Source organism: Candidatus Nitrospira nitrosa, assembly GCF_001458735.1.
In the GTDB taxonomy this organism is placed as follows: Bacteria; Nitrospirota; Nitrospiria; order Nitrospirales; family Nitrospiraceae; genus Nitrospira_D; species Nitrospira_D nitrosa.
In genome coordinates, this window is record NZ_CZQA01000011.1 from 41,362 (window position 1) to 60,414 (window position 19,053).

The window sequence follows — 19,053 nt, forward strand, 5'->3', positions numbered from 1 at the left end:
TTTGGTTGGATAAGTCAACCTGGAAGCTCCATCGTTATTGCGACGGCGTGACTAGTGCTTGACCTCTCGCCCGATCCCGACTAGGGTACGCATCAGCATGAGCAATCTTACTTCGGCTACGGTTCAACTTTATCGACATGTGCTGCGTGTGACCTGGCGTTCGCTGACCAAAAGTTGGATAGCAATGGTCGCGCTTGTCCTCTTCGGGCTGCTATTTGTGGGTATTGCACGGATTGCTGCTCCGTTGGGTATGGCCGGCGGTTTTTTACTCGGGATGGTGAATGCCCTCCTGGTGGGAGCCACGCTCCGGTTGATCGAGCAGTCGCTGAGCGCGTCACGAACCCTTGGGTTCAAGGATGTGACGGAAAGCTTTGGGCATTACTTTTGGGATGTGATTGGTGTTGGTTTTGTATTATGGCTGCCGACGCTGTTGCTTGATTTGGGGTTACAAGCTAATCCTGCGTACGGTCAATTTCTTCTCTCCGCATTCTTGCTTTTGGTCTTCATCCTGTTGAACCCAACGCCGGAAGTGATTTATCAGGTACGACACGACTCAACCCTTGATGTATTCAAGACATCCTACGAATTTGTGGTGGAACATTGGATCGAATGGTTTCTCCCATTCGTCCTGCTGATCTTGCCGGTGGTGCTTTCTCCGAGCGGGCTGCAAGAATTTTTTTCGCTGTCCGGCCGTGCCGGTCGAGGAGCAGGGTTAGACTTCCTTCAAATTCTGATGCTGCCACTGACGGCAATCGGAGGATGGTTGTCGTACATTGGGCTCGATTCGGAGGGGCAGGAGATCGTCCTTCTCCTCCTCACTCCCCCAGTAGCCATGGCCATCTTGTTGTTCCGTGGCCACCTGTTTGCCGCACTTCACGGGTCATCCAGGAGACAGCGGCTCTTTTCTGACCAATTCGGTACTAGACAGTAACTGTCTGGGTAGATTCTTTTCTGGAGTGTCCGGTTGGTCCGAGACATTTTTATCTCCAGGCACGGGTATGCCCTTGTGGTTGGAAGCTGAAATAGTGTATGGAATAGCCTACACCTAAATTCTGCCCACCTAGAATCGAGTCCGAACGAGGCACGGACTGATGCGACTTTCAATATTTTCAAGGCTGGTTTTGACCTCCCTGGTCATTATTGCAGTGATGGGGGGAGTGAATCTCTACGCACTCTTTCAACTTCGACAACTGACGGCCATGAGTACTCAAATGGCGTCGTATCACTACCCCGCCGTCGAATCTGCTAAGAGGCTGTTAGGGTCACTGTATGCCCAACAGAATAATGAGAAGAAGTTTCTTGCCACGAAAGATCCCACATTCCGTACCAACGTGACGGAAGAAGTTGAAGAGTTTCAGCGGGTGCTTCATGTGTTGCGAGGGCAGGAAAGTTCCACACGAGGACTGACGCTTTTGCAAGAGACGGGTGAGTTATTGAAAGAGCGCGAGCGATTGTTTGACAGTGCCTTTCAGGTGGCAACGCGATCGATCCCTCCTGCGATCCCAGACTATGAAAGTAAGCGTGACAGCCTCACGGACCGCATGTCGTTCACGTTGCAGAATTATATCGATCTTCATGAAGCGAGAGTCAGCGTCGGGGTGACTGAATCGCGTGCAAGTGCCGCCCAAGCCGAGGCGGTGACGGAGCAGCTTGTTCTTGTGGCGTTGATGTTCGGATTGGGGCTGGCCGGGGTAGCGAGCTATACGATTCTGCGCCCTCTCCGCGAGCTGCAGGGACATATCAAGCAAATCGGACAGGGGAATTTTGGGGCATCCCTCAACATCAAGGCTCCGGCCGAGCTCCGTGAGTTAGTGGATTCTGTGAACTGGATGGGGCAAAAGCTCCAAGAAATCGACGAGATGAAAACGGATTTTCTCGCACATGTGTCCCATGAATTACGAACACCTATGGCCTCAATTCAGGAGGGGACAAATCTCTTGCTTGATGAGATTCCGGGGCCGCTGATGCCGGAGCAACGTATGACGCTTCGGATCATGGCTGACAGCAGTAAACGCCTGATGCATCTCATCGCCACGATTCTAGATTTATCGAAAATGGAAGCCGGGATGATGGAGTATCGGTTTGTCCCGGTCGATCTCCAGCGGATTGTCGACATCTCCATCAATAAGATTCGTCTTCTTGCCGACTCCAAGCACGTCCAATTGGTCTTGGAGCATGCAGGACAGCGGGCTTGGGTCAAAGCGGATGCATCTCGGTTGGAACAGGTCTTCGACAATCTTTTGTCCAATGCACTGAAGTTCAGTCCCGAAGGGGGCGTAGTGAAGGTATATCTGAAGCCAGATCTGCAGGCCGGTGTGCTGGAGGTTGCCGTCTCAGATACGGGGCCTGGTATTGCACCCGAGGACCTGCCCCATATCTTTGAGCGCTTTTACCAGGGCCGTACCAAGGTCAAGCAGACGGCAGGAAGTGGGTTAGGGTTGGCATTGGTCAAGAATGTTGTCGAAGCTCATGGAGGAAGAATCTGGATTGAGAGTGAGAGGGGGAAGGGGGCAACTGTACGGTTTATCCTACGGTTGACGAAGTCGGAAGCGAAAGGGAAATCGTGAAAACGAAGACATCTCTTATGCCAATCAGTTGCGGTATGCTGTCTTTCTTGCTTGCTGGATGTGCAGCGTGGACGACGTCCGTCCCGGCCTCTCATCCTTATTTCGTAACGAATCCACTAGAAGAGACTAGTTTTCAAGCGCTTGCAAAGAAACAGAAGGAATTAGTCTCGCGATGTGCTCAATCACACTCGTGTAGGGAGGTGTATTTTACGCTTGGACTCCTTAACCTCTATCAAAGTCGCGAAGTTGCAGCGAAATATTTTGAAAAAGTTCTCACTGTCGCTCCAACAGGACCGGTTGCGGAGACGAGTAAAGCCTGGCTGCAAGTCATCCAGAAATCCGTTGTTCCCGAGAAGAAGGGATGGTCTGAATCCGTATTAACTGCTCCTGCGATTGCAGAAGCACACACCTCATTAGCGATGGTGACGGATCGTCTGGTTCGGAACTTGCTTGACGAGCAGGTGTTGATACAACAATTCCATGCGTCGAAGAATGATGAGTCGGAGGCGATGGAGGCGTTACAGCGGGAACTGGCAGAGCGAGATCGAAGAATTGAAACTCTCCTTTCCAAGAAAGATTCGACAAAGGGATCGGCAGATCCAGTCGCGATGCAAAAACAACTGGCTGAACGAGAGAAGAAGATTGAAGAGCTCTCTTCTCAACTTGAGGCATTGAAACGAATTGATCAAGAGATGCGCGAAAAGGTTCGTCCGATCCGTCCCCCGCTGACGACGGTTCCTATGCCGGGCCCAGAAACGACACCCTAAATGAAAGCCAGAAGGATAAGGTGATCATGGAGTCGAAAGACATGGAGCGAGAGAACATTCTTGTCATTGATGATGATGAAGGGTTGTTGCATTTACTGAAAATGCGGTTGTCCGCGATGGGATTTTCCGTTACGCCCTGTACAACGGGACAGGAGGCTGGTGAGGCAGCGAAGCAAACGACGTTTGACTTGGCGATTACGGATCTCCGTCTCCGAAATGAAAATGGGTTGGACGTGACCGAAGCGTTGGTGCAAAACCAACCAGGGCTTCCGGTCATCATTTTAACGGCTCATGGCAGCATTCCCAACGCTGTCGAGGCGATGCAGCGTGGGGCGTTCGGGTATCTGACAAAACCGTTCGATGATAAAGAACTCAAGGAGACGATCGATAAAGCGCTCGCTCAACGGCGGATGAGTCGTGAGATTGATCGACTCAAATCGTTAGTCAAGGAGCTATACGGGCTGGAAAATGTTGTGGCGAGAAGTTCGGCGATGCAACAGCTTTTTCAGCAAATTGGTCAAGTTGCTGAATCAGATGCGACCATTCTGCTCTTTGGAGAGACCGGCACCGGTAAGGAAGTCATGGCTCGCGTCATTCATGCGAACAGTCGACGCAGTAAAGGAGCGTTTGTGGCTCTCAACTGTGCTGCCATTCCTGAAACACTGTTCGAGAGTGAATTGTTTGGGCATGTGAAGGGTGCGTTTACGAGCGCCCATGGCGCAAAGCGAGGACTCTTTCAAATGGCCCATGGGGGGACGCTTTTTCTGGATGAAATCGGAGAAATGCCGCTTTCGATGCAGGTGAAGTTGTTGCGTGCCGTTCAGGAACGGGAGATAAGAGAGGTTGGATCGGAGACGTCGGTCAAGGTCGATGTGCGCATTCTTGCTGCGACGAACAAAGATCTTGGTGAGGCAGTGAAGAACGGGACATTCCGCAACGACCTCTACTATCGGATTTCGGTGGTTCCTCTATTCATTCCCCCGTTGCGTGAGCGGCGAGATGATATCCCGTTGCTCGCTCAGTATTTCTTGAAGCAGAGCATGAAGCGATCCAACAAGGAGATCAAAGGGTTTACGCCTGCTGCGCTTCATCGCCTGATGATCAATCCATGGCCGGGTAATGTGCGTGAGTTGGAAAATGCTGTCGAAAAGGCGGTGGTGATGTCGCAGCAAGAAATGTTGACGCCGGATTTGTTTCCGGCAGTCAGTGCATCGGCTGAGTCCCCACTCAAACCCCTCACGGAGGCGAAGGAGGAATTTGAACGCACCTACCTGAAGAATGTGCTTCATTTGACCGGTGGCAACATCTCACGTGCTGCTCAGTTTGCCGGGCGATATAGGGCCGACTTCTATAAAATGCTCAGGAAGTATGGACTCCATCCGTCAACGACGAAGGGAAGACCCGACTCAGAGGTGGATGAGCTAGAGGGCGAGGAGCATTTGACGGAAGCAGAACGATAAGGTGGGTATAGCTGCGATAAGGTTTGATTTCTTCGCAGTTCTGAGCAGAAGTCAGGCCTGCGTTCATATGAATGATAGGGCGGTCTTGAAGAAGACCGCCCTATGCAATGCTCTCTCAGGATCAGTAGACGCTCTTGCTCACCTCGTTTGAATATCCACTTTCATTTCCCGCGATGTCAAAAGCCGTCACGACAAAGAAATACGTTGTCCGGGATTGAAGACCTGTCGCTTGGTACGTTGTCATATTTTTTGGAAGCAGAGCGATCAAATTGCTTTGCTCATATTTTCCAGGTACGGTTGATCGATAAACCTTGTATCCTGCCAGATCTGTTTCGCTGTTGGCCTTCCATGTCAATGTTGCGGATGAACTCGATGGCGCATTGAGCGTCAGCGTGATCGTGACGGTCTTGATGATGCTTCCACTGGCCACTGTAATTGTAGCCTGGTTCTCTCCTTGTGTTGCCTTTGAGGTGTCCACATTGGCGGTAATGGTTCCATTGGCGGACCCGGAGGTTTGACTGAGCACAAGCCAAGGGGCGGCCTTCGTTGCCGTCCAAGATCCAGCGGACTGTACGGTGATGGTCTTGCTCGACGGGTTTGCCAAACCTTGTGTTGCCGTAAAGGCGAGGCTATTTGATGAGAGGGTTAAGGAACCATCTGAGAGCGTCAGGGTCACCCCGAGAGTTCTCGTCGTGTTTCCGGCAGTCACGGAGAGGCTGGCAGTATTGGTCCTAGCCGACACACTTCCGAGATCGACGCTCGCGATGATCGTGCCGTTGCCTGAACCAGAGGTTGTGCTCAACTTGAGCCAAGGAGCGTTGACGCTGGCAGTCCAGTTGCCATTTGCGGTGACCGTCACGGATTGGTTGGCTGGATTGGATCCCCCTGATACGCCTGTATAGGTCAGTGATGACGGGCTTAGCGTGATGGAGATTGGTGCAGGCGTTACGACGAAGGTGATCGGTACAGAAACCGGCTGTGCGCCGGGCGCGCTAAGCGTGATGATGCCAGTATGAGTGCCGACGCCAAGGGATCCGAGGACGGGGGTAATGGTCACGGTGCCGTTACCGGTGCCGGCTGCGGGCGAGAGAGTGAGCCAGGCAACATTGTCACGTGCAGTCCAACTGAGTGTGCCACCGCCGGTGTTGCGAATACTCAACGGTTGGGCAGCTGGGTTGCTTCCACCCTGTTGGGCAGTAAATGACAAGCTGGGGGAGGTCACGCCAATGGCTGGAGGAACAGGCGCAGCCGTCACGGTGAGCGTAATCGGCACAGAAACAGGCTGCGCGCCAGGTGCGTTGACGGTGACTAGTCCTGTGTGAGTGCCGACCTCAAGGGAACCACTGGCAAGGCTGATGGTCACCGTGCCATTGCCGGTACCTGAAGCAGGGCTTAGGATTAACCATGATGTGTTTGTTGTGGCATTCCAGTTCAATGTTCCCCTACCTCGGTTGCTGACGATCAAGACGTGTGGAGAAGGGGGTGGACTACCCTGCTGACTAGTAAACGAAAGGCCAAGAGAGTTCAGTGCGATAGCAGGTATTGGATGGGGTGGTGTGGCAAGCCGTTTCAATGCCGGCATTCCAGACATCAGTCTTGACTTGGGTGTCGGTGACGTCGTGGTGACAGAGGGATCACCGGCTGCTGCGAAAGCACTGGGGATTGGTACATTCGTTGGTTCGAATAGAGTGGAAACCATGCAGAATCCAATAGGGAACATCAACAATTGCCGAATAGTCTGGCGCATTGCTTGGATCCTCCTTGCGAGTCAATCGTGAAGCGAACGATTCACGATGAGGCTGGATCTGGAGCAAATCGGGTGCCGTGCTTAATGGGCAAATCGGTTCAGTTGGGTTGCCACGCGTATTCGGAGTATTTTCAAGTGTTTGGATAAAAAGAGTCGTTCATGTCGTATTCAGGAGATCTATGTAGCGATACTGAGGATCAAAAAAGCGCGGTCTCAACGATTGTACAGGTAATAAAATGATTCATGTGTAAGCTGTAACTGATTGTTAATGTTTATGAATAAGTCCATGCGCACAATCATCCTCTTCTGATCGCATTGATATATCTAAGGCATCGTTCTCTGTTATATAGGGGGCAATGTGGAATTTTATGGTATGTAAGAAAGAAGAGGGACAGCGACTGCAAGAGGAAGACTTCTTAATAAAAGGCGATACAATTCTTGACGACCCACGCATCTTCTGCCATTGTTATCACCGTTCCCATCATGATTGACGCCTGGGAGAATGTGAGAAGGATATGAATAAACGGCAAGCACGCTCTATTGCAGTGGTCGGATTGGGTTATGTCGGCCTTCCGATCGCTGTGGCATTCGGGAAAATTGGCCCGGTTGTTGGGTTTGATGTTAACAAGAAGAAAATTGAGGAATTGCAGAAGGGAATTGATCGGACCGGCGAAGTGTCAAAAGAGGATCTTGGTCTCGCTCAGGTCCGGTATACTTCGGAGCCAGCTGATCTGAAATCCGCGAACTTCATTATTGTCGCTGTACCCACACCGATCAACGATGCGTTGCAGCCGGATCTGACAGCGTTGCAGAAGGCCTCGGAGCTGATTGGGCGAAACTTGTCTTCGGGTGCCATCGTGGTCTACGAGTCAACGGTCTATCCTGGGGCAACAGAGGAAATCTGTTTGCCTATTTTGGAAAAGGCTTCGGGTATGAAGGCTGGGGTTGATTTTAAATTGGGGTATTCGCCGGAGCGAATCAACCCAGGAGATAAAGAACATACGCTCGCCAAGATTATCAAGGTTGTATCAGCACAGGATCAAGACTCTCTGGACATCGTAGCTGATACCTATGCACTCGTTGTCACAGCAGGTATTCATCGAGCATCAGGCATCAAAGTAGCTGAAGCCGCCAAGGTCATTGAAAATACGCAGCGAGATTTGAATATTGCACTGATGAATGAGTTGTCGTTGATCTTTCACCGGCTGGGGATCGATACCAGATCAGTTCTCGAGGCTGCAGGAACGAAGTGGAACTTTCTCAAGTTTTCCCCCGGCCTCGTTGGTGGGCATTGTATCGGTGTGGATCCATATTATTTGACCTCAAAAGCGGAATCAGTGGGCTATCATCCGGAAGTGATTCTTGCCGGCCGTCGTATCAACAACGGGATGGGCAAGTTCGTGGCCGAGCAGACTATGAAATTGCTCAGTCAGTTATCGCGACCGGCTAATGAATTGCGAGTCGGAGTACTTGGTTTGACATTCAAGGAAAATGTGCCGGATCTTCGTAATAGCAAGGTGCCTGATATCATCCGTGAACTTCATGAATATGGCGTGCAGGTCCTGGTCCATGATCCCATCGCTGAAGAGGAAGAAGCGCTGGCAGAGTATGGCCTTCATTTGGTTGGGTGGGGTCAGCTGAAGGATCTTGATGGACTGATCGTTGCTGTCGCGCATAAGCGGTTTTCTGATATGAGCCTCCAAGACTTGTTGAGGCCGCTTCGGATCAAGAACCAGGGTGTTCTGATTGATGTCAAGAGCATCCTTGATCCAGTTCAGATCCCTACTTCCCTAAAATATTGGCGATTGTAAGTGCTAACCTGACTGGTCTGCGCTAAGGTAATTCTGTACGCACCCACGAAACTTCCTGCTCGCATCGAATGCGAGGGGACAGTTCATCTCGTCTTCAACTTCTGGCCTTTTCCTTTGAGCCCATTTTGATCCGTAGTATAAGAAAATGATGGAGGGGTGAGGGCACCCTTCGCTTCTACCTCATGGCATCCCGTATGAGAGAGGTATTGTGGCTTCTCATCGGAAAGCGTGTCGCTATCGTCACCTCGTAGGCAATGTACTGGGCGTCGGCGTCTTGTGGATCACGGGCTGTTCGTTCTTTGTCTCGCCGGACATCAAGCGTGGAGATCAACACCTCGCATCAGAGCGATGGGAGGAGGCGAGTCTTGCCTACAAGCAAGCATTAAAAGACGAGCCATTTAATGTTGCGCTTCAAGGCAAGTATGCGCTGGCTCGCGAGCGTGCCGCAGCGGGGCACGCGGAGCGCGGGCGTATACTTCTCAAGGAGAAACAGGTTGCACTCGCGTTGGAGGAATTCGAGCGTGCCCTTGCGATCGAACCATCGCGAGCCGAATATCAGGCTGGATTTCAGGACGCGACTCGCGTGAAAGAGTCTCGGTCTCAGTATCGTGAAGCTGAACGATTGGCACAACTTGGACGAACTGAGGAAGCATTGAATAGACTTTCACGCGCTGCGGAGCTCGACCCCACATACCAAGAGCCGTTAGAGAGCATCAGTCGTCTTACCGAAGAGCAACAAGCTCGTGCGAGGGCTGAGCGTTCGAGACAACCCGTCACTCTGAAGTTCAAAAACGCCGGTATCAGGGAAGTCCTGGAGGGGGTGGCGAAGACGGGTGGATTCACCCTGGTTTTTGATAAGGATGTTCGGAACGACCCGATATCCATCTCTATTCAGGAGACACCGTTTGAAGATGCCTTACAGCTGATTCTTAATAGTAACAGCCTCTTTTCAAGACAGGTCTCGCCGACGGTCTTAGTCGTCAGTCCAGATACCAGGCAGAAACAAGAACAGTATCAGGATCTGATGATCAGAACATTCTATTTGTCCACGGCCAAGGCGAAGGATATGGTGCTGTTGCTCAAGAGCATGTTGGATTCAAAGCGGATGCATGCGAACGAACAGCTGAATGCCATCGTCATGCGTGATCAGCCAGAGAAATTGGAACTTGCCGAGAAGATTATTTTGGCCAACGACCGATCCGAACCAGAGGTGCTCTTTGAGTTGGAGGTGCTAGAGGTTAATCGGACAAAAGATCAGAAGTACGGCTTAAGTTACCCCAAACAAGCCGGGGCCGGGTTGGTGGCTGCTGGGTTTGCAGGACCATTGGCGGCTGAAGCCGTGCAGATGACGTATCGGCAACTGGCTGACCTCGGTCCCAGTAACTATCTTTTTAAGTTACCGACCACGGTGTTGCTGGATTTCTTTAAACAGCAATCCGATGCCAAGACGCTCGCGTCACCGAAGGTCCGCGTCCTGAATAATAAAAAAGCCGAGATCAATATCGGCGATAAGCAACCAATTCTTCTTTCAACCACCAATGTATTGCCCGGACAAGCCACGACCGGAGCAGTTCCGACGACATCGACCGTCACATCAATAGAGTTTCGAGATACAGGCGTAAAACTGACTGTTGAACCGTCGATCCGACTTGGAAATGAACTGTCGCTCAAGATGAAAGTCGAGGTTATTCGAGTTGGAGAGAAGGAGATCCTCCAAGATGCTCCCCGTATTCAGCAATTTAAGTTTGGTAACCGTTCAGCAGAAACGACGCTGAGTATGCGTGATGGGGAGACGATTGTTCTCGGTGGGCTCCTGCAAGAAGAGGACAAACGAACAAGGGTCACGATTCCATGGATCGGAGATTTGCCGCTGATTGGAAATATGTTGAGCTCATTTGAAACAAAACGTGTCACAACCGAAGTGATTCTCACCATTACTCCTCACATCGCGCAGCCGACCTTTCCTGTCGGGTCACACAATCAGGCCTTTTGGTCTGGTACGGAATTCAACTATGCGACCCGCCCGGTCTTTTCTCGCACGTTTCCAAGGCCATCGACGTTGACGGGAGGAGATGCTGGGAAACGTATTGTTCGGGCTGAGGTGATGAGTAAAGGGAATGGAGAGGTGAACGCGGGTCGATCGTTTGCCCAGTTAGCGAGCCCCGGTCCTCAGTTGGCTATCAAGCCGGAGGACTCGATCGTGCAATTTGGCAAGGAGGTCACACTTTCCCTCATTGACGGGCAAGTTCGTCCATCTGATGAAAACGTGTACAGGTTGGAATACGACGCCACTATTCTGGAATTTAAGCGATTGGACGATGCCGAGTTGAACAGAAGCAGTGACTCTCTTGGAGCGGGTGGGGAAAGTGCTGCAGGGACGATTATGTTCCGTTTGGCTCGTCCTGCGGGACGAGCGCCAGGGGCCGTGGGGGTCACCTTCCTCGCAAAGGCGGCAGGAGTCTCCCCGGTTCGTGTGGAACTGTTGGATTCCAGTAGTCCCGCGCAGGCATTACCTGGAGTCGTGGGGGCGGGTGTGGTGCGCGTCCGGTGAAAGGGGATGGGTTCACCCTGGTTGAGATCCTCGTTGCCATGACGATTCTTGCCATTCTGGCGTCAGTGGCGATGCCACTGAGTAAGGTCTCGACGAAACGGACACAGGAAATTGAATTGCGTCAACAGCTTCGAACAATTCGAAGCGCCATTGACTCATTTAAATTGGAATGGAACCGTGACGGGGACGTGTTACTGGGACCTGCCTGTGTGAAAAATAGGTTGGTATGTAAGGAAGTTTCTGGCCCGTACGGTTATCCCAAGACCGTTGAGACGTTGTTGGGAGTCAAACTGACCGGGGAAGAGGCCACCGTTAGGGGTACGACGATGAGACGCTACCTACGGAGCATGCCGATTGATCCACTGACTGGGAAGGCGGATTGGCTACTGCGGTGTTACAAGGATCAGCCCAAGCCAATCAGTTGGTGTGGTGAAGACGTCTATGATGTCATGACGCAAAGTGAGGCGGTCGCAATTGATGGCTCCAAATATCAGGATTGGTAGAGCAGGCAGATGGAATGCAAAAGGATTCACGCTGGTCGAACTCATGATTGTCGTGTCCATCATCGGCATTCTCGCTACCATCGCGGCTCCGTCCTATCAGTCCTCGTTGGTCAAGGCGAGGGAAACGGTCTTGCGACAGGATCTATTCACGATGCGTGACCTGTTGGACCATCACCGTGCGGACCAGGGAAAGTATCCGCCATCATTGGAGGGCTTGGTGGCGACGGGGTATTTGCGGGCTCTTCCCAAAGATCCGTTCACGAATTCTTCGAGTTCTTGGCAGGAGATGAGCGATCCGGCCGAGGGTGGTATTTTTGATGTGTATTCAGGGTCGGATCTCGTTGGGACCAACGGGGTTCCCTATAACAAGTGGTAACTCAGGTATGAACTTCAACTGTCGTCCATTGTGCTGCCAATGCAAGGCGTTCCGATGGAACCAGGTATGGAGAAACTTGGGCATTGGGCTGATTCTACTTAATCTTGTAGCCTGTCGTTCTCTTGGTGCTCCAGGGCTGTCGGATCTTCAGCTCACGGTCGATGTGCTCAACGTATCGTTGAAAGATGCGCAGCAGGCAATGGCAGAATTGCGTGCAGAAGTCGAGGTGCGGAACCAGGAGTTGGCTGAGACGCAGGTGATGCGCGCGCAGCTCGAAGGGCGGGTTCGAGAAGCGGAGAGCCGGTTGAGCGAGGCTCGCCATGTGATTGCTTTGCAACGGGAAGAGCTAGCCGAATCCAGGGCTGATCGGGAGCGAATTGCCCGGACGAGAGCAGCACTTCAGAGTCAGCTCAAACAGCTGCGAAAACAACTATCAAGAATCGAGAAGCAGGCATCTGGAAGTATTTCTCCAGCCATCATGGATTTTCAGGAAGAGAGGCTGCTGAGGCCAGTGCCGGCAGGTATGAAAGAGGCTGTAACGTTTGGTGATTCGCTAGAAGATCGTCGAGCCTTTCCGCCATCGGATGAGGTGATGTCTGGGGTAATGTCGGTTGATCGAGGGGAGGGACTGGCTCAATCGTCGATACTCGTCACACCATCACGAGTCATGATCAAATCTGGAGATACGCTGTGGAGTCTTGCCCAACGATATCGTACCTCTGTGCATCAGCTCATGGCCGTCAACGCGCTCTCCACAGATTATATTCAAGCGGGGCAGAGTCTCTGGTTGACGGAGTCGGTGGTAGACGGATCAGAACTCAAACAACGGTAGTCATGTCGAAGGGCCTGAGCTATGGCTGTATTTGCATACAGAGTTGCACGATCTGACGGATCCATGATCCAAGGCTCTTTGGAAGGAGAAGGGGAAGCGGCCGTTCGCGCGAAACTCGAATCGCAAGGACTGCTGGTTTTTTCCCTCAACCGACGTGGTGCGCACTCAATGCCAAGCCCACGATCTTGGTCATTCGGTGGGCTTCCTCTCGGGCAGTTCATGATTTTTAATCAGGAATTATTGGCGCTTATCAAGTCTGGGTTGCCGATCTTACGAGTCTGGGACTTGCTGATTGATCGCGCAGGGCATCCAGGGTTTCGGCAAGTGTTACGCGACGTAAAAGAAGACATCCGAAGTGGTGCCTCCGCATCGGAGGCGTTGGCAAAACATACCGCCTATTTTCCGGATCTGTATGTGGCGACCATCAAGGCTGGTGAGCAGTCGGGCAATCTTTCAGAGGTGCTGCAGCGGTATGTTGTGTATCTGAAGCTGATGATCGGGCTTCGTCAAAAAATGACGAAGGCGATTTCTTATCCGATTTTCCTTGTTGTAATCGGCGTGGCCGTGATCGGTTTCTTGGTGGCCTATGTCATGCCCACGTTTGTGTCTGTGTATGGAGAAACGGGGAAGACCTTACCATGGGCGACACAGCTGTTGTTGCAGCTGGTTGCACATGCAGAGGCATGGGGCTTGGCTGCGACGATCATCCTGGTTGGGTTAATACTCGGTATTCGTACCTATTATGCCACTTCCGCCGGGCAGCTGATGATTGACCGTTTCATACTGCATCTTCCACTGGTGGGAACAATAGCGGTTAAACATAACACCGTGCAGTTCACGAGAACATTGGGGACTATTCTTGCCGGAGGAACCCCACTTGTGGATGCCTTGCAGGGGGCACGGGCAGCTGTCTCAAATCGTTTTGTCTCCTCTCGTCTGGCTGGAGCCGTTGAGGAGATTCGGGAAGGAACAACCTTAGCAGATGCCTTGGAGCGCTGTCAGGTGCTGCCCAAGCTGGTGATTGAGATGCTGTCGGTCGGTGAGGAGACGGGGTCGCTCGAAGCGATGCTGAAGGATGTGGCGGAATTTTACGAAGCGGATATGGATACGCAACTCAGCCAGCTTACAACCTGGATGGAGCCAGCGTTGTTGCTTGTGATGGGAGTTCTGGTGGGCGGGATTGTGATCGTGATGTACCTTCCCGTTTTTCAAATGGCTGGAACAGTGGGCGGGTAGACTGCGAGGAATCTATGAGGCTTTGGGAGTCTGTATATGTTGCGTAGCCTAGCGCGGCCCAGCTTGGCGGAGGTCTTGGTCAGTCAGGGTGTGCTGACAAGGCATAAGGTGGACGAGGTGTTCCGTCGTGTGAAGGGAGTGCCGGCTGCTTTAGGGAAGGCCTTGACCGATGAGGGACTTCTGTCGGAAGACCAGCTCGCTCAGGCGTTGGCCAGTCAATACGGGCTGACGTACGATCCATTGACGAACTTTCGGATCAATCCTCAGTACTATGAGTCTATCTCGATTAAATGGATGCAGCGCGCTCCTTTTGTGCCTCTGAACGAGCAGGCCGGGGTGTTGACGATTGCCGTTGCGGAACCCCACAACCTGCTGGGCCTGGACGAATTGGAACTGTTGGTTGGAAAACCGTTGGAGCTTGTTGTCAGTCCCAGAAGCGCCATCATGGCGGCACTGGAACGCAGTGAAGGGTCGAGCCAAGTACTCCGCGAGTTTGAAGCAGAATATCGATCAGTCTTGGTCAAAGAAGATGAGCGAGGGGAAGAGATACTTGCGCTGGATCATGCCGGAGAAGACCAGAGCCCGACGGTCAAACTGCTGGACTCAATCTTACTGAACGCCATGCAACGCCGAGCGAGCGATATCCACATCGAGGCGGCGGATCGTACGACCAACGTCAAATTGCGTGTCGATGGGATTCTTGTTCCAGCCATGGAGCCGTTGGACATTCGATTACACGCTCCCCTAGTGTCCCGCCTCAAAGTCATGTCTGAGCTCGACATTGCAGAGCGTCGCGTTCCTCAAGATGGAAGTTTCCGCATGAGACTGGATCGAAAAACGGTAGATTTCCGTGTGTCCATCTTGCCGAGCGTCTTTGGGGAGTCCGTGGTGATCAGAATCTTGGATCGAGATTCCATTGCGACCGGAGTCTCAGACTTGAAGCTTGAGCGTCTTGGTTTTAATCCGGAAGATCTGAAACGATTTCGAAAATCGATCACACGCCCGCATGGCATGGTGTTGGTGACCGGGCCGACCGGAAGTGGGAAGACGACGACATTGTACGCCGCCATCTCGGAAATGAACACGCTGGAAGACAAGCTGATCACGATCGAAGATCCAGTCGAATACCAGTTGTCGGGCGTGGTGCAGATTCCGGTGAATGAAAAGAAGGGGCTCACCTTTGCCCGAGGTCTTCGGTCTATTCTCCGTCATGATCCGGATAAGATTATGGTTGGCGAAATTCGTGATGCTGAGACCGCACAGATCGCTATTCAGTCTGCGCTAACAGGACATCTGGTCCTTACGACGGTTCATGCCAACAACGTCTTTGATGTCATTGGACGGTTCGCCTCGATGGGGATTGACGCCTATAATTTTCTGGCTGCGCTCAATTGCGTGTTGGCTCAACGACTGGTTCGAATCCTGTGCCCATCCTGTCGGACCCCGGGAAAAGCACCACAGGCTCTGATTGAAGAATCAGGGTTGGGCTATGAGCAGTACAAGGATACGTTATTTTACGAGGGGCCAGGCTGTCCGCAATGTCATGGAACTGGATATCGAGGGAGAAAGTGCATTACGGAATTTCTGGATTTGACAGATGAGATTAAGGAGATGATTCATGCGGAACGACCACTCTCCGAGATCAGGTATCGAGCCGTAACCGGTGGAATGATTACGCTTCGGCAGTCGGCTCTCAACAAGGTGTTGAACGGCGAGACATCACTTCGTGAGATCAATCGTGTCACGTTCAGCGAGGAAGGGTAGCGAGATGTGGGATTGGGCCAGGCGTCGCCCACAACGGTGTTTGAAATTCGGCACTGACTGCCTCGGATGGGCGGAGTGTGAGCGAAGCTGGTATGGGCGTCTTCGCCAGAGATACGGCATGTCTCCCCTCGAAGTAGGCGCGATGAGGTCTTCACCCACAGTTGACAATGTGTCACAGCCATCGACCTTGGCTTCACAGGTTTGTGCATTAGCCGGTGTAGACGGGAAGCGTTCTTTCATGAGAGGAGCCTTTTTCTCAGAACTTCCTCGGCGCATTGCGGTCTTGCTTCCTGACACAGCGGTGCGAACAGCGGTTTTATACCTCGATGAGATTCCGATCAGACGTGAAGAGCGCGATGCGTTGATTCGGTGGCGATTGGGACAAGAGCAGATCTTCCCGCTGAATAGCGCGAAGATTGTGTCGCAGGTTTTTGGGGGTCATGGAGAAGGTCTGGAGCGTAGGTACACGGTCCTGGCGGTGGCCGTTCAAGAGTCGATTCTCAGTCAATACGAATCACTCTGTGAATCTGTTGGCTTAATTCCTTCCGAGGTGGGAATCACGAGCTTGCGGCTGTTTGACCTCTGGAAGAGAATGTCACGGACGGCGGGTTGGTTACGCCACGATGTCTTGTGGATCACGCTAGCCGACCGATCGCTGACGATCATGGTCTTTCAACGGGGGCAGATCGTGTTCTACCGTTGCAAGCTATTGGGGGGGGACGCTTTAGAGGTTCTGGCTACAGCCGATTTACAGAATAGAATTCTTGATGAGTGTCGTGCTTCCCTTGAGGTTTGTCAACAGCAGCATCCCTCCGTCGAGATACATGACGCGGTGATCTGTGGCGATGGGGAGATGGCCTCGTTGCAGGCGGAGCTTCAGGGGCAACTTCAGCTTGCTGTGCAACAATTCGGTTGGAAATCAGTCGAAAAGCTTGGATGGGGAGCGAAGGGGAGCCAGCAAGGCATGGCCGCACTAGCCGCAATAGCAGGGGTTTCATAGCATGGCAGCGAATAGTGCGTGGAGCAAATGGCCCGTTGAATTCCTTGCTCAGATTCAATCAGGGAATCGTACCGGTCGGCAGTTCCAGATCAACTTATCCAGCCGGTATCGGGCGGGGATGACAACGTATCGGACATGGTTGATCAGCGCATGTATTGGACTGTTTTTGAGTATCGTCTGGAGCCTCTGGCAAGGAGTCTTGCTCTATGAGCAAAGTCAGATCATCGAGGCTGAACTGGAGCGAGTTCGCCAACTCGATCAGACGGTGATGGCTGAAGCCAGGAGGGAGGGGATTGATCTGTCCGAAGGTGCGTTGAAACGATTGTCCTCCGAAGTTGACCTGGCGAATCAGCTGCTTGAAAAGCGGACATTCTCTTGGACCACGTTTTTAGGGGAATTGGAGCAAACAATCCCTCCACGTCTTGCGCTCACGAGCATTCGCCTTGATCAGGCCGGCAAGACTGTTCAACTCACCGGAATGGCAACGGACTTAGAAGAGATCACGGCGTTTACGGTTGGGTTGCAAAATCATGCCACATTCAAGGATCCAGTCTTGGCTCAGCATCGAGTGGGATCTGGCGGGCTGGTTGAATTTGACGTGACCGTGCGGTATCGACAAACCGGAGCATGACGGATGAGAAAGCGTCTGATCGCATTGCTGCAGCATCCCTTTGCTCCATTACTTCCCTGGGGCGGCATCGCGATTGGGCTTTTTGTGGCACTGATCTTTGTACAGTCTATTGGGCTCGCAGATCTGCAAGCCAAGCGTCAACGGGTAGAGGCAGAATGGGAAACTGTTCGCCAGTCGTTGGTGCATCACCGAGAAGCGAGGAATGCCGCCAAGGATCTAACTCAGGTATGGGCGTTGCTTCCTGGTGAGCGAGACTTTGGCCCACTGGCATTGGGGATTTCGGATGAGGCCAAGCGTGAGGGGGTTGTTCTACCGGCGTTGTCCTACAAGACGGAACCTACCACTGTCGCCCATACGACCAAAGGGCTATTACAGGGGTCGATGAGTGGGCGATACGAGGATCTCCGGCGATTCATCCATGATCTGGAGACTGCAGACGAGTTATTGTTCATTGAGGATCTGGAGTTGAATCGAGCCGGGAGTCTACAGAATGCAGCTCTGACCTTTAACATAAAAATCGCAACCTATTTAAGAGCGGATCACGAGAAACGGAACATCCAGGAGATAATTCACTAGCCATGGATGCAACGAAGAAGGTGATGATGGCAGGCTCGCTGATCCTCGTATGGGCTGCGTTGGCAGTTTGGCAGTGGAATTTGCTGGAAGCGCCAGTTCGTGTTCCCCTGACCAATGTCACAGGTCCCGGGACAGGAGGTCGTCAGTCGGACGGAAGAGGGGCGGGGTTGCATGTCAATCTGAGCCTGCTTAAGGCCACAGCGATGGAACGTGATGCCACCCATATGATGCCTCGGAATATTTTCTCAATGACATCTGTCGAGGGAACACTCCCGGTGAATTCTGATGTGGTCGTGCCTGATCAGGAAGAGACACATGCAACGGAGACTCTCACGGATCAGGGTGGTGTCGCAGAGTCGGGGCCGATCAAATATTTGGGGTTCCTGCGCATGGGGGAGGGGGTAACGACCAGTCCGTCTGTGGCGGTACTTCGCAAGGATGACGATGTCTTGGTGCTCAAGGCCGGTGATCGTATTGACAATCGGCTGGTGCTCAAAAAGATCACGCCTGAGAATGTAACCGTGCGGGATTCTGGTACACAAGTAGACCAGATGGTTGGGTTGTCGGACGAGGCAGAAGCCCAGGAGTGACACAATGATGCGGCGTTCTGCAGCATGGTCGAGAGGGACTGAGACAGGGTTTTCCTACCTCATGGTCATGCTGGCCGTGACCCTCATGGGGCTGCTGATGACCGTCGCCGCGAAGCAGTGGAAGACGATAATCCAACGGGAACTCGAGATGGACTTACTGGCCAAGGGCATGGAGATTCAAGCGGCGTTGGCCCTGTATTCGGCGACAGCGAAGGCAGGCAGGGTCATGCCAGGCGAGATCTATCCTCACACGCTCGCTGAGCTGACACGGCCCCCCAAACCGTTTCTCAGGAAGGTGTATCTTGATCCGATAGGACATGGCGAATGGGAACTGTTGCGAGCCCCGACGGGAGGAATCATGGGGGTTCGAAGCACGAGTAAGCTCAGGCCCATCAAACAGAACAACTTTCCATTGGTCGTTCGTCATTTTCAGGGTAAACCGACTCACCATGACTGGGTCTTTCAACATCCCAGTCCCTCTCAGGGAGGGGTGCTGGGGCCACCCATGCCTGCGGGTGCGGGACCAGGACGGATACCCACAGTGAACTAGGTTTTTGTTTGGATACAGATAGGACGTTCCCGATCTCGATCGTTTGCTACATCGGTGGTGACATAGGTACAATCATGTGCTGTCGAGTGTGA

At 52.5% G+C, this 19,053-nt stretch carries 17 protein-coding genes; 16 read left to right on the plus strand and 1 reads right to left on the minus strand.

Annotated elements, in window-relative coordinates; translation table 11 throughout:
* Positions 1-97: 97 nt before the first annotated feature.
* From COMA1_RS17020 to COMA1_RS17035, 4 genes are all read left to right on the plus strand, one after another.
* A complete protein-coding gene (locus tag COMA1_RS17020) occupies positions 98-931 on the plus strand; it encodes a hypothetical protein (RefSeq protein ID WP_141654389.1) in 834 nt (277 codons plus the stop codon).
* 160 nt (positions 932-1,091) lie between these two features.
* Positions 1,092-2,567, plus strand: coding sequence for a sensor histidine kinase (locus COMA1_RS17025; RefSeq protein WP_090750741.1), 1,476 nt, complete (start codon positions 1,092-1,094; stop codon positions 2,565-2,567).
* 200 nt (positions 2,568-2,767) lie between these two features.
* Positions 2,768-3,334: an AAA family ATPase gene (locus COMA1_RS17030; RefSeq protein ID WP_090750742.1), complete on the plus strand. Its 567-nt coding sequence runs from the start codon at positions 2,768-2,770 to the stop codon at positions 3,332-3,334.
* Positions 3,335-3,360: 26 nt separating this feature from the next.
* Positions 3,361-4,794: a sigma-54-dependent transcriptional regulator gene (locus COMA1_RS17035; RefSeq protein WP_245631138.1), complete on the plus strand. Its 1,434-nt coding sequence runs from the start codon at positions 3,361-3,363 to the stop codon at positions 4,792-4,794.
* Between the two features lie 121 nt (positions 4,795-4,915).
* Here COMA1_RS17035 and COMA1_RS17040 read toward each other — a convergent pair whose 3' ends face one another.
* Complete coding sequence (locus tag COMA1_RS17040) at positions 4,916-6,541, minus strand: BACON domain-containing protein (protein ID WP_141654390.1); 1,626 nt, start codon at positions 6,539-6,541, stop codon at positions 4,916-4,918.
* Between the two features lie 515 nt (positions 6,542-7,056).
* On the opposite strand from COMA1_RS17040, the gene COMA1_RS17050 reads away from it, so the two are divergent.
* From COMA1_RS17050 to COMA1_RS17105, 12 genes are all read left to right on the plus strand, one after another.
* Positions 7,057-8,352: a nucleotide sugar dehydrogenase gene (locus tag COMA1_RS17050; protein ID WP_090750745.1), complete on the plus strand. Its 1,296-nt coding sequence runs from the start codon at positions 7,057-7,059 to the stop codon at positions 8,350-8,352.
* A gap of 208 nt (positions 8,353-8,560) precedes the next feature.
* Positions 8,561-10,903, plus strand: coding sequence for a secretin N-terminal domain-containing protein (locus COMA1_RS17055; protein WP_090750746.1), 2,343 nt, complete (start codon positions 8,561-8,563; stop codon positions 10,901-10,903).
* Positions 10,900-11,406 (plus strand): type II secretion system protein, encoded by a 507-nt coding sequence (locus tag COMA1_RS17060; RefSeq protein ID WP_090750747.1) that lies wholly within the window; start codon positions 10,900-10,902, stop codon positions 11,404-11,406. The genes COMA1_RS17055 and COMA1_RS17060 overlap by 4 nt, the downstream gene beginning before the upstream one ends.
* The gene (locus COMA1_RS21885; RefSeq protein WP_090750748.1) at positions 11,381-11,782 is read left to right on the plus strand and encodes a prepilin-type N-terminal cleavage/methylation domain-containing protein; all 402 of its coding nucleotides are present in this window, start codon (positions 11,381-11,383) and stop codon (positions 11,780-11,782) included. Before COMA1_RS17060 ends, COMA1_RS21885 begins: the two co-directional genes overlap by 26 nt.
* A 76-nt stretch (positions 11,783-11,858) precedes the next feature.
* Complete coding sequence (locus tag COMA1_RS17070; RefSeq protein ID WP_141654392.1) at positions 11,859-12,614, plus strand: LysM peptidoglycan-binding domain-containing protein; 756 nt, start codon at positions 11,859-11,861, stop codon at positions 12,612-12,614.
* 63 nt (positions 12,615-12,677) lie between these two features.
* Positions 12,678-13,850 carry a type II secretion system F family protein gene (locus tag COMA1_RS17075; RefSeq protein WP_176698140.1) on the plus strand — a complete coding sequence of 391 codons (1,173 nt, stop codon included), beginning with the start codon at positions 12,678-12,680 and terminating at the stop codon, positions 13,848-13,850.
* A 36-nt stretch (positions 13,851-13,886) separates the two neighbouring features.
* Positions 13,887-15,614 (plus strand): GspE/PulE family protein, encoded by a 1,728-nt coding sequence (locus tag COMA1_RS17080; protein WP_176698141.1) that lies wholly within the window; start codon positions 13,887-13,889, stop codon positions 15,612-15,614.
* A gap of 238 nt (positions 15,615-15,852) precedes the next feature.
* Positions 15,853-16,614 carry a type IV pilus biogenesis protein PilM gene (locus tag COMA1_RS17085; RefSeq protein ID WP_090750752.1) on the plus strand — a complete coding sequence of 254 codons (762 nt, stop codon included), beginning with the start codon at positions 15,853-15,855 and terminating at the stop codon, positions 16,612-16,614.
* A gap of 1 nt (position 16,615) precedes the next feature.
* Positions 16,616-17,245, plus strand: coding sequence for a PilN domain-containing protein (locus COMA1_RS17090; RefSeq protein ID WP_090750753.1), 630 nt, complete (start codon positions 16,616-16,618; stop codon positions 17,243-17,245).
* A 3-nt stretch (positions 17,246-17,248) separates the two neighbouring features.
* Positions 17,249-17,821, plus strand: coding sequence for a type 4a pilus biogenesis protein PilO (gene pilO, locus COMA1_RS17095; RefSeq protein WP_090750754.1), 573 nt, complete (start codon positions 17,249-17,251; stop codon positions 17,819-17,821).
* Positions 17,822-17,823: 2 nt separating this feature from the next.
* The gene (locus COMA1_RS17100; RefSeq protein ID WP_090750755.1) at positions 17,824-18,411 is read left to right on the plus strand and encodes a hypothetical protein; all 588 of its coding nucleotides are present in this window, start codon (positions 17,824-17,826) and stop codon (positions 18,409-18,411) included.
* A gap of 4 nt (positions 18,412-18,415) precedes the next feature.
* Complete coding sequence (locus COMA1_RS17105; protein WP_090750756.1) at positions 18,416-18,961, plus strand: hypothetical protein; 546 nt, start codon at positions 18,416-18,418, stop codon at positions 18,959-18,961.
* Positions 18,962-19,053 lie beyond the last annotated feature (92 nt).